The organism is Alcanivorax sp. HI0007 (assembly GCF_001635525.1).
Taxonomy (GTDB): Bacteria; Pseudomonadota; Gammaproteobacteria; order Pseudomonadales; family Alcanivoracaceae; genus Alcanivorax.
In genome coordinates this window covers 1-13,718 of sequence record NZ_LWEJ01000009.1, presented here as the reverse complement: position 1 = coordinate 13,718, position 13,718 = coordinate 1, and the positions used below count along the sequence as shown (strand labels likewise).

The window sequence follows — 13,718 nt, the reverse complement described above, 5'->3', positions numbered from 1 at the left end:
GTATCCCCGGACACCTCCACGATTGCCGCTTCGATAAGGATCTGTGCACGGCGCACATCCAGCTGACTGATCACCGACATGATTTCCTTCATCATCGCCGGCTCGGCGCGGATCACCAGGGCATTGAGCGACTTGTCCGCCTGAATGGAAACCTTGTCACCGGTCATCGCGGCGGCAGCGGTCTTGCCATCCGCGCCCGGCTTGGCAGCGGAGGCCCCTTCAGCAAAGTTCTTGAGCAGCTCGGCCAGCGCCTCCGCATCTCCATGGCTCAGGCGGACCACCTGCACACCGCCTGTGGCACTGGCTGGGGTGTCCAGGTTACGAATCATTTGTGCCATGCGCTGGCGGGTAATGCGGTCCCCCTTGATGATAAGCCGATTGGTACGCTCATCCGCCACCACCGTAACGCCGCCATCCTTGGTCTTGCCACGCCGACCGCCGGTCTGCGGCGTGAGACTTTCCAGCATTTTTACCATGTCGCCGGCAAAGGCATGCTCCAGCTTGATGACCTGGACATCCTCGGACTCGGCATTGTCCAGGCTGGCGATGATCGCTTCCATGCGGCGGATATTATCGATGTGGTCGCTGATGATCAGCGCATTGGCCGATCCCACCGCCGCCAGATGGCCGTACTGGGGCACCAGCGGGCGCAAGACCGGCACCAGCTCTTCCACGGGGGAGTTTTCCACCGGAATCACCCGGGTCACCAGCGCCTCACCTCCCGACTCGTTCTCGCCCACCAGCGGCAGATTGCTTTGTTTTGCGGTGGTATTGGGAACGATCTTGATGATGTCGCCGGATGGCACTGCCGCATAGCCATGGACTTGCAGCACGGACAAAAACAACTCGTAGACTTCGGTGGCTGACAACGCCTTGGTAGATACCACCGTGACATCCCGGGCCCGAACGCGGGGGTCGACGACAAAGTTCTTGCCGGTCATGTCGGCAATCTGGCTGATAAACGCCTGGATATCCGCATTACGGATATTCACTGTCCAGCTTTTGCCATCTTCACTGGCTGCGACCTGGGCCTGGGCAGTCAACGCCGTTGCCGTCAACAGCACCACAATCAGTGTTCGGAGTGCCGAGGCTTTGAAAAAGGACATCATAAAACCACTCACTATGGCGGATAATTCACGGTGAATTGCTGATCACCCCGCTGCACCACGATACTGGCCTGGCGGGTTTCCTGGAATGAGCGCAACGCAGCCATGTCACCTTCCTCAGTGCCCAGCGAATGGCCATTGACGGAAAGGATGACATCACTGCTTTGCAAGCCGACCTGACTGATCAATTGTTTGGGGGCACGCTTGCCCAACTGATAGCCCTGATTATCTCCCTGAGCCACCGGCTGCAGCCCCAACTGACCGATGATGGCCTTGCGCTGTACCCTCAGGTCTTCGTCGCTGCCTTCACTGACTGCCTGCTCCTCTGGCGGCGGCGACGCTGGCTCAGCCCGTGTGGGCTCAACCTGGCTAACACCGCCCAGCGAGCTGTCGGACCAACGCAAGGTTTCCAGGCGTCCGGCCCGACGCAGAATGACCCGGTCCGGATACACCTCTTCCAGGCTGGCATTACCGGGAATACTGTCACCGATCCGGTACAACTCACCTTCCTTGCCCTTTTCGGCAATGATGGCTGAGGCTTTTTCGGTATCAGCGGTCTGGAATACACCCAGCAGCTCCAGGCGAAGGCGGGTTTCCGGTGCGTCGGTGGGCTTGTCTGACGGGGGGGCTGCGTCCTGCTGGAAGCTGCCGAACAATTGCCAGCTGTCTACCTGGGACTGACTCAGGCTGACCGTCTTGCCGGAGGAGGCAACCTGCAAACGGGTCTTGCTATTGGAAGGAATCGGCTCGTTGGGTCCGTACCACAACAGCCAGAAGGTCTGCGCCAGCACAAAAGCCAATATGATCACCAGCAAAACGGCAACCAACCAGCGCACCGGCTTGCCCCACTGCTGATACTGACCCCACGCTGCCCACTGCGACATAACTGTCCGCTCTTCCTTTATCGTTATTGCCGGACTGAAGATACCGGATTTCAAGGCAAATTATTGCAATATAGTGTTACTGAAACGAGGTTTTCCGCTTCTCAACCCTGCCCGCGTTTGAGCGAGAACGGTTGCGACATCTGGAAAACCACGTCATCCGGGCTTCCGCCCTGGCTCACCCCCAACAACAAGGGCCAGGCGCGCATCACTTCCAGATGAAAGCGGCCCTCATTGATCCGCGCCTGCACCAGGCGTTCGCCCTCGGGGTCTGTCACCTGCAGCGAAGGCACCTGGTCTTCCATGCTCAAACGGCCCTGTAGCGGCGGCACGTCGGCAGCGCCATTGCGCCCCCAGGTCACGGTGCCACCACTGTAATCCAGGGTGCCTTGAACGTGTTGAATGGCATCATCCGCGACCTGCAGCGACATCAGGACCGCATCCACCCGGCCATCCGCGCCCCCCTGGGGTACATGGTCCGCCACCAACGCCACCGGCAGGGACAGGCGCGCCTGCTCCACCTGCCAATCGCCCCAGTCAGCGCCAACCCAGGCCGTCAGGCTCGCCGGCTCCCCCGCATCACTCCGCAAGGACAGTTGCGTACCCGGGACCAGGCCGTGCCAATCCAGGGTCCAGTCCAGCGAGCCCTGCAATTCTTTCCAGCGCCACTGCGCCTGTCCCTGCCACCAGCGTCCACGGGGCTCAGACAGTGTCAGCACCGCCCCTCCCACACGCATGGCCGGCACTCGCTCCACCACCACGGCGGCGGGCATCCCGAGGACCAGAAAGACCAACAAGCTGACAACAAAGACCAGTGCCAGGGTCAAATTACGAGGCATGGCAGTTCTCAGAACGGGATATCGTCGTCGAAATCATCTGCCGGGCCACTGAACCCGCCTTGATTCTGGTTTGCGGCCGGGTTTTGCTGGGGAGCGGCATTCCCGCCACCGCCGTAATTATCGTTCTGGTAGCCGCCCTGGTTGCCCTGGGGGGCATAGCCGCCGCCTTGGCCACCGCCACCGTCGCCACGTCCGTCCAGCATCTGCATCTCGTTGGCCACGATTTCGGTAGTGTAGCGATCCTGGCCATCCTGGCCTTGCCATTTGCGGGTACGAATGGAGCCTTCGATATAGACCTTGGAGCCCTTCTTCAGGTACTCACCGGCAATCTCGCCCAGCTTGTTGAAAAACACCACCCGGTGCCATTCAGTGCGCTCTTGCATCTGGCCGCTTTGCTTGTCTTTCCAGGTTTCGCTGGTGGCCAAGCGAACATTGGTGACCGCGCCACCGCTGGGCATGAAACGGGTTTCCGGGTCTGCCCCCAGGTTACCAATCAGAATTACCTTGTTAACGCCGCGCGCCATGTTTCTCTCCGTGACTCTCAGGGTCAGTACTGTTGTAGCCGGCGATTCCCTGTCAGGTAAATCACCGGTTTCTCAAATGCATGTCAGATCAAGCCAAACATTGTGTCAGCTTTGCCCGGCGCCCGCGAGTCCCGCAAGCCGGGCTTCATCCAGTTGCCCGGCATCCACCTTCAGAAGCGCCAGGGCCTGCTCCTCGACGATCACGGTTTCCACCACACCGGGCACCGTTTGCAGATCACGGGCCAGTTTGTGCCAATCCTGGTCCGGCGCCAAGATCAACACCCGATTATCCAGCTTCGGCAGCTCTTGCAGCCCCGCCAGCACCACCAGCCAGACCGCGGCCAACGCCGCACAGCCGTAGAACACCGCCTCGGCACCGACCCACTGGTACAACGCCCCACCCAGTTGCCCGCCGACAAACACGCCCAGGAACTGGCTCGTGGAGTATACCCCCATGGCCGTGCCCCGGGTGCCCGCCGGCGCCGCCCGCCCCACCAGCGAGGGCAGCAGCGCTTCAAGCAGGTTAAAGGCTGCAAAGAACACCAACAGGGCCAACACAAAGTGCCACAGTTCGGCACCGGCCAGGGCCAACAGGATCTGGGATACCGCCAGCAACACCACGGCCAGCCGTTTCACCGGCACCGCGCCACGCCGTTCGGCGCGGATAATCAGGGGCACCATGGCCACGAACCCGGCCACCAGCACGCCCAGGTAGATCAGGCTGTGGCTACGCAGACCCAGCCCGAGCCGCTCGCTGAGCAGGGCCGGCACCACCACGAAAGAGGCCGTCATGATCAGGTGCAGGGTAAAAATCCCCACATCAAACCGCAGCAGCGTTTTACTGGAAAGCACCCGGCGGAAACGCACCCCCACCGGCAAGGCCTCCCCCTGCAACGCCTTTGGCGCCGGGACCACCATGGCCACAATCAGGGCGAAGCCCCCCATCACCGAGGTCATCCAGAACAGGCCGGAAAGACCCAGCCAGCTGGCCAGCAGCGGCCCGAGGATCAGCGCCAGCACAAAAGAGCCCCCCACGGACATGCCAATCAGTGCCATGGCCCGGGTACGATGCTTTTCGCTGACCACATCGCCAATCAGCGCCATGATCACACTGGCGATGGCCCCCGCCCCCTGCAGGGCGCGCCCGGCAATGACACCATGGATGTGGTCACTCATGGCCGCCACCACGCCCCCGGCCACAAACAGCAGCAGGCCAATCAGTAACAGGGGGCGCCGCCCGAAACGGTCCGAGAGCATGCCAAAGGGTATCTGCAACAGGGCCTGCATCAGGCCGTAGGCCCCGATGGCGGTGCCGATCAGCAGCGGTGTGGCGCCTTCCAGGGACTGCCCGTAGACCGCAAAAATCGGCAAAATCATGAACAGGCCAAACATCCGCAGCGCGAAGATGGTCGCCAGATAGCCGGTGGTTTTCAGCTCTGTCCGCTGCAAAAGACGGGAAGACGATGCCGACATGAACGCTTGTTGCTCCAGAAACGGGAGGCCGCAACCTCGCGACCGCTACAAAAAGGCGGGCAGTGTACCAGATTCCCCGTTGTGCCGGGCCAGGACACCGTGCACCACTTTGGCCCCCTCAAATCGTGAAATCAGTAAAACCGGGCAATGGTAAATTGAACCCCGGTCAAAGCGGTGATAAATTCACGTGCTGATAAGTTTTTTTTCTTAGGCTTCGCCTGAGACATCATGGACGGCATCGATGAACAGCCAAGAACAAACCCAACAAGTTTACGTAGTCGGCAGCCAGCAACTACAAAATGCCCTGCTCACCGAATTTCTCGTCAAGGAAGATGTGGCGACCAAAAGCATTCCCTCCGTGGAAGGGGTTTCCGTGGAGACCCTGCGGGAATTCGACCAGAACCTGTTTCTGGTGGATTACCACAGCGTTGACGTGAACGAGGTCATCGCCCACCTGCTGGAAGCAGACCAGGAAGTGGAAAGCGACGTTTTGATCGCCCTGTTCAATGTGGACAGCGATGACTCTCTCTCTCGTCTTGCAGGCCTGCCCATGGTCAACGGCGGCTTCCAGCATGACTGCCCCCAGGCACTTCTCAGCAAAGGCATCAAGGCCATTTTCGACGGCGAGCTGTGGTTCCCGCGCTCTGTGCTGCAGGCCTATCTGATGAAAAGCCGCACCTTCAACAAGACCTTCTCTCGCAGCGAGGTGAACCTCACTGATCGGGAAGTGGAAGTGCTGAAAGTGATGGCCACCGGCGCCAAGAACTCGGAAATCGCCACCAGCCTGAATCTGAGCCCGCACACCATCAAGACCCACATCTACAACATCTTCAAAAAGATCAACGCCTCCAACCGCCTGCAGGCGGTGAACTGGGCGCAAGAGAACCTCTAGGGCTGCGCGCGTCGGACGCCAGGCGTCCGACGCCACTCGACGCCTTTCTTTTCCCCTTCACACAAATTCGCCTATACTGCCCTGTTCATTTTGACAGTAGTCAGGGGTAGTTGATGGATACCATTCTGGTTCGCGGTGCACGGACTCATAACCTGAAGAACGTGGATCTGGATATCCCGCGTGACAAGCTCGTGGTGATCACAGGCCTGTCCGGCTCGGGGAAATCCTCACTGGCCTTCGACACCCTTTACGCGGAAGGCCAGCGCCGCTACGTGGAATCCCTGTCCACCTATGCCCGCCAGTTTCTGTCGATGATGGAAAAGCCCGATGTGGATCACATCGAGGGCCTCAGCCCAGCCATCTCAATCGAGCAGAAATCCACCAGCCACAACCCCCGCTCCACCGTAGGCACCATTACCGAAATCTATGATTACCTGCGCCTGCTGTTTGCCCGGGTGGGCGAGCCCCGTTGTCCGGAGCACGATGCGCCCTTGGCTGCCCAGACCATCAGCCAGATGGTGGACCAGGTGCTGGCCATGGAAGAAGGCAGCAAACTAATGCTGCTGGCACCGGTGATCCGCGAGAAAAAAGGGGAGCATCTGCACCTGTTCGAGGAATTGCGCGCCCAGGGCTTTATCCGCGCACGCATCGACGGTCGCATCTACGACATGGATGACACCCCGGATCTGGACAAGAACAAGAAGCACACCATCGAGGTAGTGGTGGACCGCTTCAAGGTCCGCGACGACCTGCAGAACCGGCTGGCGGAATCCTTTGAAACCGCGCTTAACCTGGCAGACGATATCGCCATCATTGCCCCCATGGACGGTGACGGGGAGGAAGTGACCTTCTCCGCCAAGTTTGCCTGCCCACACTGCGGCTATTCGATTCCCGAGCTGGAGCCACGGCTGTTTTCCTTCAATAACCCGGCCGGCGCCTGCCCCAGTTGTGATGGGCTGGGCGTGAAGCAGTTCTTTGATGAAGACAAGGTCATCAATTCCGACGAACTGTCCCTGTCGGAGGGCGCCATTCGCGGTTGGGACCGCCGCAACGTTTATTATTTCCAGATGCTCAACTCCCTGTCCCAGAGTCTGGGCTTCGACATGGACGTGGCGTTCCGGGAACTGCCCAAGGATATCCGCAAGAAAGTGCTGCACGGTACCGGCAAGGAAAGCATCGAATTCCGTTACCTCAACGATCGCGGCGACATCATCAAGCGCAACCATCCGTTCGAGGGCATCATCCCCAACATGGAGCGGCGCTACCGGGAAACCGAGTCTGACGCGGTGCGCGAAGACCTGCTCGGCTACATGTCCACCTCCAGCTGCCCCAGCTGTCATGGCTCGCGGCTGCGCGAAGCGGCCAGACATGTGTTTATCGAAGAAACCACGCTGCCGGAAGTGGTTCGTCTTGCGGTGGGCAAGGCCCATGCGTATTTCAGCGAACTGAGCCTGCCCGGCAGCAAAGGGGAGATTGCCGACAAGATCCTCAAGGAAATCCGCGACCGCCTGCAGTTCCTGGTCAACGTGGGGCTGGAATACCTGACTCTGGAACGCAGTGCGGAAACCCTCTCCGGGGGCGAGGCACAACGTATTCGCCTGGCCAGCCAGATTGGCGCGGGACTGGTCGGCGTCATGTACGTGCTGGATGAGCCTTCCATCGGCCTGCACCAGCGCGACAACGAGCGTCTGCTCAATACCCTCACCCGTCTGCGCGATCTGGGCAACACAGTACTGGTGGTAGAGCATGATGAGGACGCCATCCGTCTTGCCGACCATGTGATCGACATCGGCCCCGGCGCCGGCGTGCATGGTGGCAAGGTCGTTGCCCAGGGCACAGCCAAACAGGTCGCCGACAACCCGGACTCCCTGACCGGCGACTATTTGTCCGGCCGCAAGACGATTGCAGTGCCTAAACAACGCCGCCAGAACCCGGACGATAACTGGCTAACCCTGCACGGTGCCACCGGTAATAATCTCAAGGGACACCCCCTGAACATTCCGGTGGGCCTGTTTACCTGCATCACCGGGGTCTCCGGCTCCGGCAAATCCACCCTGATCAACAGCACCCTCTATCCCCTGGCCGCCACTAAACTGAACAAGGCGACCACCCTGAAGGCATCGCCCCATGAGGCCATTGAGGGACTGGAGCATTTCGACAAGGTGGTGGATATCGACCAGAGCCCTATCGGCCGCACGCCGCGCTCCAACCCTGCCACCTATACCGGTATCTTCACGCCGGTGCGCGAGCTCTTTGCCGGCACCCAGGAAGCCCGTGCCCGCGGTTACAAGCCCGGTCGTTTCAGTTTCAACGTGAAAGGCGGTCGCTGTGAAGCCTGTCAGGGTGATGGGGTTATCAAGGTAGAAATGCACTTCCTGCCGGATATCTATGTGCCCTGTGAGGTCTGCGAAGGGAAACGCTACAACCGGGAAACCCTGGAGATCACCTATAAAGGCAAGAACATCTTCGAGGTGCTGGATCTGACCATCGAAGACGCCCGGGAATTCTTTGATGCGGTGCCCTCCCTGGCCCGCAAGCTGCAGACCCTGATGGATGTGGGCCTGAGCTATGTAAAACTGGGGCAGGCGGCCACCACCCTGTCCGGCGGCGAAGCCCAGCGGGTCAAGCTGGCCAAGGAACTGTCCCGCCGGGACACCGGCAACACCCTCTATATTCTCGACGAGCCCACCACCGGCCTGCATTTCGCGGATATCCAGTTGTTACTGGACGTGCTCAACCGGTTGGCCAATCATGGCAACTCCGTGGTGGTGATCGAACACAACCTGGATGTGATCAAGACCGCCGACTGGATCGTGGATCTGGGCCCGGAAGGGGGCGACGGCGGGGGCGAGATCATCGCAGAAGGCACGCCGGAGGAAGTGGCGAAAGTGAAAGGCAGCCACACCGGTCGTTTCCTGAAAGGCATGCTGAAATAGGTCTATCCGTGAACGGCAGCACACTTTCCGGCAACGTCACACAGCCGCAGTGCGCTGCCCATCTCACCGTCATAAAGCCGCGGCACAATCCGTTTCATTCTTCTTTCGTGAGACATATCATGAAACGGATAGTGGCACTGAAAGCGTGCATCACCACCCTGGCCATCGGCCTTGCCGCTGCTGCCTGTGCCAGTCACGGACCGAAAGACAGCGTTGAACTGGGCCCTCGCCCCTATTATCTGGTCGCTGACATGGACGCTGGACCGCTGAAGCAGGCGCTGCAGGAATGCGCCAGCCAGCGACGCCCACAGCAAAGCAGCGACTTCTCCATCGGCCACCGTGGTGCCCCGCTCCAATTCCCCGAGCACACCGAGGAATCCTATCGGGCCGCCGCACGCATGGGTGCCGGTATCGTTGAATGTGATGTGACCTTCACCAAGGACCGCGAGCTGGTCTGTAGACACTCCCAGTGCGACCTGCACACCACCACCAATATTCTCGAAACCGATCTGGCCAGCCAGTGCAGCGAACCGTTTACTCCCTTTGATGGCAGCAATCCGGCCAGTGCCCGTTGCTGCACCAGTGACATCACCCTGGCCGAGTTCAAGACGCTCAAGGGCAAAATGGACGGTGCCAATCCCCGTGCCACGACCGTGCAAGACTATCTGAAGGGCACGGCAAGCTGGCGCACAGACCTATACGGCCAAAAAGGCACCCTTCTCAGTCACCGGGAGAGCATCACCCTGTTGCGCGAGCTCGGGGTAAAGATGACACCGGAACTGAAAGCCCCTCAGGTTGCAATGCCCTATGAAGGGGAATACCGCCAGCAGGACTATGCGCGCCAGCTGATCGAGGAATACCAGCAAGCCGGGGTCTCCCCTCGGCAAGTGTATCCGCAATCCTTCAACCTGGAAGACGTGCGCTACTGGATCAATCATCATCCCCGTTACGGGCAGCAGGCGGTGTATCTGGACGGCCGTGACAGCCAGGGACTGGACCCTCAAAACCCGGGCACCTGGCAGCCCGATATGGATACGCTGGCAGGCTATGGCGTGAACATTATTGCCCCGCCCCTGTGGATGCTGGTGACAACCGACAGGCGCAATCGCATTGTTGCCAGCCCCTATGCCCGGGCTGCCCGCAATGCCGGCCTGGATATCATCGCCTGGTCCCTGGAACGCTCCGGCCCCCTGACCAACGGTGGTGGCTGGTACTACCAGAGCGTTAAACCGGCTATCAACAACGACTGCGACACCCTGACACTGCTGGATGTATTGGCAAGGGACGTGGGCGTTATCGGTGTCTTTTCCGACTGGCCCGCCACCACCACCTTTTATGCAAACTGCCGCAAACTGCGGGGCAAGCCATAAGCGCACAAGACTGGCGCAGGTGCACCAGCAACGCACCGATCCGCTCCAGAATGGGGCGACAATACCCGCAGACCGGCAAATCACACTGGCACGTTTTCTGCTTCGATCTCATGGACCTGGAGCCGTGACCGCAGAAAACCGTGATCCGCTTCTTTCGGCAACCATTCAGAGGAGTATATGCAATGGACGCCACCCCCAATCACCGCTGGTTGATGCAATACAACATTGTCAATCTGGTGAATCAGTGCCGTCGACTGATTCGTGCCGAATTTGACGAGAGCCTGTCACTGACCGATCCGGCACTCCGTCAGAAGCTTGCCCATTACGCTGGTCATACCCGCTCCCAGGGAATGCAAAGGCTCTACGGAGAAATTCGTCTGGCACTTCTGGAGCTGGAGGGAGAGGATCCGCCCTTGAGCCATTCCCCCGGCCCTGGCGCTCGCCTGTACCGCGGACAACCGGTTGACCCCAGCCCCGAGAGCAAAAGCAAGGACGATGGGGCAAACCCACGCCTGCGCAAGGGCCTGGTCTATCGTGGCCAAAAGGTTGCCCAGGGGTAATACGAGGACTGGATGCGGCGAATCAGGCGGAAAACTGGAAGATGCTCAAATCCAGAGGCAGGCTTTCCCCCAGCCACATGACCAGCTCCGTATGGTCGCGTAAATCATCGCCACTCAGCCCGTGGACGAAGATAGTCAGGCCGTTTCGACTGGCCATCAACCAGGGAATCACTTCACCCGCCAGACGGCGAGGAATGGATAGCTGGCAACTCCAGCATGGATGCGGGCCCACCGGCTTGCGGTGCATCTGGCCCATGGGTATATCAAAACGCTGATGGGCAGCCTGACAGAGCGCAGCCGCCTGGGAGAAGGTGGATTCGTCAAAATAGACGTGTGCGTGAAATCCGTTGATTGCCATAGACACTGCCCCCGAGGTGTTTTCAGCCTCACTGACAGCATAGTACAAGCCACCCGGCTTGCGACAGACATAAAAAAACCGGGCTGTTAGCCCGGTTTTTTTGAAGCATGGAACGCTTACTCTTCGTCAGCGTCCGCCAGCTCAGGGCGATCCACCAGCTCAACATAGGCCATCGGTGCGTTGTCACCGGCACGGAAGCCCATTTTGAGGATACGTACGTAGCCGCCAGGACGGCTCTGGTAACGGGGACCCAGCTCGTTGAACAGCTTACCAACCACTTCCTTGGAGCGGGTGCGGTCGAAAGCCAGACGACGGTTCGCTACCGAGTCTTCCTTGGCCAGAGTGATCAACGGCTCAGCCACACGACGCAGCTCTTTGGCCTTCGGCAGAGTGGTCTTGATCACTTCGTGCTCCAGCAGAGACACGGCCATGTTACGGAACATCGCCTGACGATGAGAGCTGTTCCGATTCAGTTTTCTGCCGCTTTTGCGATGACGCATGATTCTGTTCCTATGTTCAGGGGCGCTTCACAGCGTCCACAACAACTAACTTAGCGCAATTTGGTGTTCAGCCGGTCGTCGTCACGAAGACTGACCGGGGGCCAGTTTTCCAGACGCATACCCAGCGACAGGCCTTTGGAAGCCAGCACGTCCTTGATCTCGGTGAGCGACTTCTTGCCCAGATTCGGGGTTTTCAGCAGCTCAACCTCGGTACGCTGTACCAGATCGCCGATGTAGTAAATGTTCTCGGCCTTCAGGCAGTTGGCGGAACGGACGGTCAGTTCCAGATCATCTACCGGGCGCAGCAGGATGGGATCGATTTCTTCGCGTTCCTGCTTCGGTTCTGGCTTGGCATCCTGTTCCAGATCCACGAATACCGCAATCTGTTGCTGCAGGATGGTAGCAGCGCGGCGAATCGCTTCTTCCGGATCGATGGTGCCATCGGTTTCCAGATCAATAACCAGCTTGTCCAGGTCAGTGCGCTGCTCCACACGGGCAGCCTCAACCACATAAGCCACACGACGTACCGGGCTGTAGCTGGCGTCCAGCTGCAGACGGCCAATGCCACGGGTCTCGTCGTCATCAGACTGACGTGCGTCGGCAGCTACATAGCCACGACCTTTCTGCACTTTCAGCTTCACACGCAATTCGGTGTCACCGGTAATGGTGCAGATCACGTGATCCGGGTTGACGATCTCAACACTGTGATCACGCTGGATATCACTCGCGGTAACAACGCCCGGGCCTTTCTTGACCAGTTCGAGAGTCGCTTCTTCGCGATCTTCCATCTTCAGAGCAACGCCCTTCAGGTTCAGCAGGATGTTGATCACATCTTCCTGCACCCCTTCGATGGAGGAGTATTCATGCTGTACCCCGTCGATCTCCACTTCGGTGATCGCACAGCCGGGCATACTGGAGATCAGGATGCGACGCAGCGCAGTCCCCAGGGTGTGGCCAAAGCCACGCTCCAGCGGTTCCAGAACCACTTTGGCGTGGGTCTGGTTGATCGCGTTGACCGCGATCGAGCGGGGCGTGAGAAAGTCGTTCACGGCGGTCATAGAGATCCCTCAGGCAGTCCTTACTTGGAGTACAGCTCGACGATCAGGTTTTCGTTGATCTCGGCAGGCAGGTCGATACGCTCAGGCTTCGCCTTGTAGGTACCTTCCAGCTTCTTCTCGTCAACTTCGATCCAGGGCATAAAGCCACGCTGCTGAGCCAGCTCCATGGCGTTTTTCACGCGCAACTGAGCTTTGGACTTCTCGCGAACGGTGATGATGTCACCGGGCTTGACCTGATAGGAAGCCACATTGACAGACTGACCGTTGACCAGAATCGCACGGTGGCTAACCAGCTGACGCGCTTCGGCGCGGGTGGAGCCGAAGCCCATGCGGTAAACCACGTTATCCAGACGACCTTCCAGAAGTTGCAGCAGGACTTCGCCGGTTGCACCCTTGGAAGAGGCGGCTTTCTTGTAGTAGCTGCGGAACTGCTTTTCCAGTACACCGTAGGTACGACGAACTTTCTGCTTCTCACGCAGCTGCACACCGTAGTCGGACAAACGAGCCGGACGACGACCGCTTGCGCCAGCTGCCTGCCCCGGAGCCTGCTCCGCTTTACACTTGGATTCCAGAGGGCGGATACCGCTCTTCAGGAACAGATCGGTGCCTTCACGACGGGAAAGCTTGCACTTGGGACCGATGTATCTTGCCATCTTGCTTTAACTCCCGTTACACGCGACGCTTTTTGGGCGGACGACAGCCGTTATGCGGAATCGGCGTAACGTCCTCAATATGGGTAATCTTGTAGCCACAGCCATTCAGGGCACGAATGGAAGATTCGCGACCCGGGCCCGGGCCTTTTACCCGTACTTCCAAATTCTTGAGACCGTAGTCCTTGGCAGCGTTGCCCGCGTTTTCAGCCGCCACCTGGGCAGCAAACGGGGTGCTTTTACGGGAACCACGGAAACCAGCGCCACCGGAGGTCGCCCAGGACAACGCATTGCCCTGACGATCAGTGATGGTGATGATGGTATTGTTGAAGGATGCGTGCACGTGGGCGATACCGTCTGCAACGGTACGCGTTACCTTCTTACGACGTGCGCCACTATCTTTCTTTGACTTAGCCATAATGCCTATCCAAATCCAGCCGCTGACGTTTCAGCTTATTTGCGAATCGGTTTACGCGGACCTTTACGGGTCCGAGCATTGGTCTTGGTACGCTGGCCACGCAGTGGCAAGCCGCGACGATGACGAATACCACGGTAGCAACCGAGGTCCATC

At 59.3% G+C, this 13,718-nt stretch carries 15 protein-coding genes; 4 read left to right on the top strand and 11 right to left on the bottom strand.

Annotation, left to right across the window (positions count from 1 at the left end):
- The 5 genes from A3714_RS00930 to A3714_RS00910 all read right to left on the bottom strand — a co-directional run.
- The coding region (locus tag A3714_RS00930; RefSeq protein ID WP_304439020.1) for a secretin N-terminal domain-containing protein at positions 1 to 1,109 on the bottom strand (1,109 nt) is incomplete at its 3' end.
- 11 nt (positions 1,110 to 1,120) lie between these two features.
- Positions 1,121 to 1,990 carry a type II secretion system protein N gene (locus A3714_RS00925; protein ID WP_063510062.1) on the bottom strand — a complete coding sequence of 290 codons (870 nt, stop codon included), beginning with the start codon at positions 1,988 to 1,990 and terminating at the stop codon, positions 1,121 to 1,123.
- Positions 1,991 to 2,091: 101 nt separating this feature from the next.
- A complete protein-coding gene (gene gspN / locus A3714_RS00920; RefSeq protein ID WP_063510061.1) occupies positions 2,092 to 2,826 on the bottom strand; it encodes a type II secretion system protein N in 735 nt (244 codons plus the stop codon).
- An 8-nt stretch (positions 2,827 to 2,834) separates the two neighbouring features.
- Positions 2,835 to 3,350 (bottom strand): single-stranded DNA-binding protein, encoded by a 516-nt coding sequence (gene ssb, locus A3714_RS00915; RefSeq protein ID WP_062817643.1) that lies wholly within the window; start codon positions 3,348 to 3,350, stop codon positions 2,835 to 2,837.
- Positions 3,351 to 3,455: 105 nt separating this feature from the next.
- Positions 3,456 to 4,823: an MFS transporter gene (locus A3714_RS00910; protein ID WP_062817644.1), complete on the bottom strand. Its 1,368-nt coding sequence runs from the start codon at positions 4,821 to 4,823 to the stop codon at positions 3,456 to 3,458.
- Between the two features lie 241 nt (positions 4,824 to 5,064).
- Here A3714_RS00910 and A3714_RS00905 point away from each other — a divergent pair, with 241 nt between their 5' ends.
- The 4 genes from A3714_RS00905 to A3714_RS00890 all read left to right on the top strand — a co-directional run bounded on the left by A3714_RS00905 (position 5,065) and on the right by A3714_RS00890 (position 10,581).
- Positions 5,065 to 5,715: a response regulator transcription factor gene (locus tag A3714_RS00905; protein ID WP_062817645.1), complete on the top strand. Its 651-nt coding sequence runs from the start codon at positions 5,065 to 5,067 to the stop codon at positions 5,713 to 5,715.
- A 113-nt stretch (positions 5,716 to 5,828) separates the two neighbouring features.
- Complete coding sequence (uvrA, locus tag A3714_RS00900; RefSeq protein WP_062817646.1) at positions 5,829 to 8,651, top strand: excinuclease ABC subunit UvrA; 2,823 nt, start codon at positions 5,829 to 5,831, stop codon at positions 8,649 to 8,651.
- A gap of 119 nt (positions 8,652 to 8,770) precedes the next feature.
- Complete coding sequence (locus A3714_RS00895) at positions 8,771 to 10,021, top strand: glycerophosphodiester phosphodiesterase family protein (protein ID WP_063510060.1); 1,251 nt, start codon at positions 8,771 to 8,773, stop codon at positions 10,019 to 10,021.
- A 182-nt stretch (positions 10,022 to 10,203) separates the two neighbouring features.
- On the top strand, positions 10,204 to 10,581 hold the full coding sequence (locus A3714_RS00890) for a hypothetical protein (protein WP_062817648.1): 378 nt from the start codon (positions 10,204 to 10,206) through the stop codon (positions 10,579 to 10,581).
- Positions 10,582 to 10,603: 22 nt separating this feature from the next.
- Here A3714_RS00890 and A3714_RS00885 read toward each other — a convergent pair whose 3' ends face one another.
- The 6 genes from A3714_RS00885 to rpsM all read right to left on the bottom strand — a co-directional run.
- Positions 10,604 to 10,939 carry a DOPA 4,5-dioxygenase family protein gene (locus tag A3714_RS00885; RefSeq protein ID WP_063510059.1) on the bottom strand — a complete coding sequence of 112 codons (336 nt, stop codon included), beginning with the start codon at positions 10,937 to 10,939 and terminating at the stop codon, positions 10,604 to 10,606.
- A gap of 116 nt (positions 10,940 to 11,055) precedes the next feature.
- Positions 11,056 to 11,439: a 50S ribosomal protein L17 gene (gene rplQ / locus A3714_RS00880; RefSeq protein ID WP_062817650.1), complete on the bottom strand. Its 384-nt coding sequence runs from the start codon at positions 11,437 to 11,439 to the stop codon at positions 11,056 to 11,058.
- Positions 11,440 to 11,489: 50 nt separating this feature from the next.
- Positions 11,490 to 12,497 carry a DNA-directed RNA polymerase subunit alpha gene (rpoA, locus tag A3714_RS00875; RefSeq protein ID WP_062817651.1) on the bottom strand — a complete coding sequence of 336 codons (1,008 nt, stop codon included), beginning with the start codon at positions 12,495 to 12,497 and terminating at the stop codon, positions 11,490 to 11,492.
- 20 nt (positions 12,498 to 12,517) lie between these two features.
- Positions 12,518 to 13,150 carry a 30S ribosomal protein S4 gene (gene rpsD / locus A3714_RS00870; protein ID WP_062817652.1) on the bottom strand — a complete coding sequence of 211 codons (633 nt, stop codon included), beginning with the start codon at positions 13,148 to 13,150 and terminating at the stop codon, positions 12,518 to 12,520.
- Between the two features lie 16 nt (positions 13,151 to 13,166).
- On the bottom strand, positions 13,167 to 13,565 hold the full coding sequence (gene rpsK, locus A3714_RS00865; protein WP_011587706.1) for a 30S ribosomal protein S11: 399 nt from the start codon (positions 13,563 to 13,565) through the stop codon (positions 13,167 to 13,169).
- 35 nt (positions 13,566 to 13,600) lie between these two features.
- Positions 13,601 to 13,718 (bottom strand): 30S ribosomal protein S13 (gene rpsM, locus A3714_RS00860; protein WP_156493806.1); only part of this gene is annotated, 118 nt, incomplete at its 5' end.

Excerpts from the sequence above, each read along its gene's own strand:
- A3714_RS00910 (WP_062817644.1), bottom strand. The coding sequence starts at position 4,823 with ATGTCGGCATCGTCTTCCCGTCTTTTGCAGCGGACAGAGCTGAAAACC.
- gspN (WP_063510061.1), bottom strand. The coding sequence starts at position 2,826 with ATGCCTCGTAATTTGACCCTGGCACTGGTCTTTGTTGTCAGCTTGTTG.
- A3714_RS00890 (WP_062817648.1), top strand. The coding sequence starts at position 10,204 with ATGGACGCCACCCCCAATCACCGCTGGTTGATGCAATACAACATTGTC.
- A3714_RS00905 (WP_062817645.1), top strand. The coding sequence starts at position 5,065 with ATGAACAGCCAAGAACAAACCCAACAAGTTTACGTAGTCGGCAGCCAG.
- rpsK (WP_011587706.1), bottom strand. The coding sequence starts at position 13,565 with ATGGCTAAGTCAAAGAAAGATAGTGGCGCACGTCGTAAGAAGGTAACG.
- rpoA (WP_062817651.1), bottom strand. The coding sequence starts at position 12,497 with ATGACCGCCGTGAACGACTTTCTCACGCCCCGCTCGATCGCGGTCAAC.
- rplQ (WP_062817650.1), bottom strand. The coding sequence starts at position 11,439 with ATGCGTCATCGCAAAAGCGGCAGAAAACTGAATCGGAACAGCTCTCAT.
- A3714_RS00895 (WP_063510060.1), top strand. The coding sequence starts at position 8,771 with ATGAAACGGATAGTGGCACTGAAAGCGTGCATCACCACCCTGGCCATC.
- rpsD (WP_062817652.1), bottom strand. The coding sequence starts at position 13,150 with ATGGCAAGATACATCGGTCCCAAGTGCAAGCTTTCCCGTCGTGAAGGC.
- A3714_RS00885 (WP_063510059.1), bottom strand. The coding sequence starts at position 10,939 with ATGGCAATCAACGGATTTCACGCACACGTCTATTTTGACGAATCCACC.
- uvrA (WP_062817646.1), top strand. The coding sequence starts at position 5,829 with ATGGATACCATTCTGGTTCGCGGTGCACGGACTCATAACCTGAAGAAC.
- ssb (WP_062817643.1), bottom strand. The coding sequence starts at position 3,350 with ATGGCGCGCGGCGTTAACAAGGTAATTCTGATTGGTAACCTGGGGGCA.
- A3714_RS00925 (WP_063510062.1), bottom strand. The coding sequence starts at position 1,990 with ATGTCGCAGTGGGCAGCGTGGGGTCAGTATCAGCAGTGGGGCAAGCCG.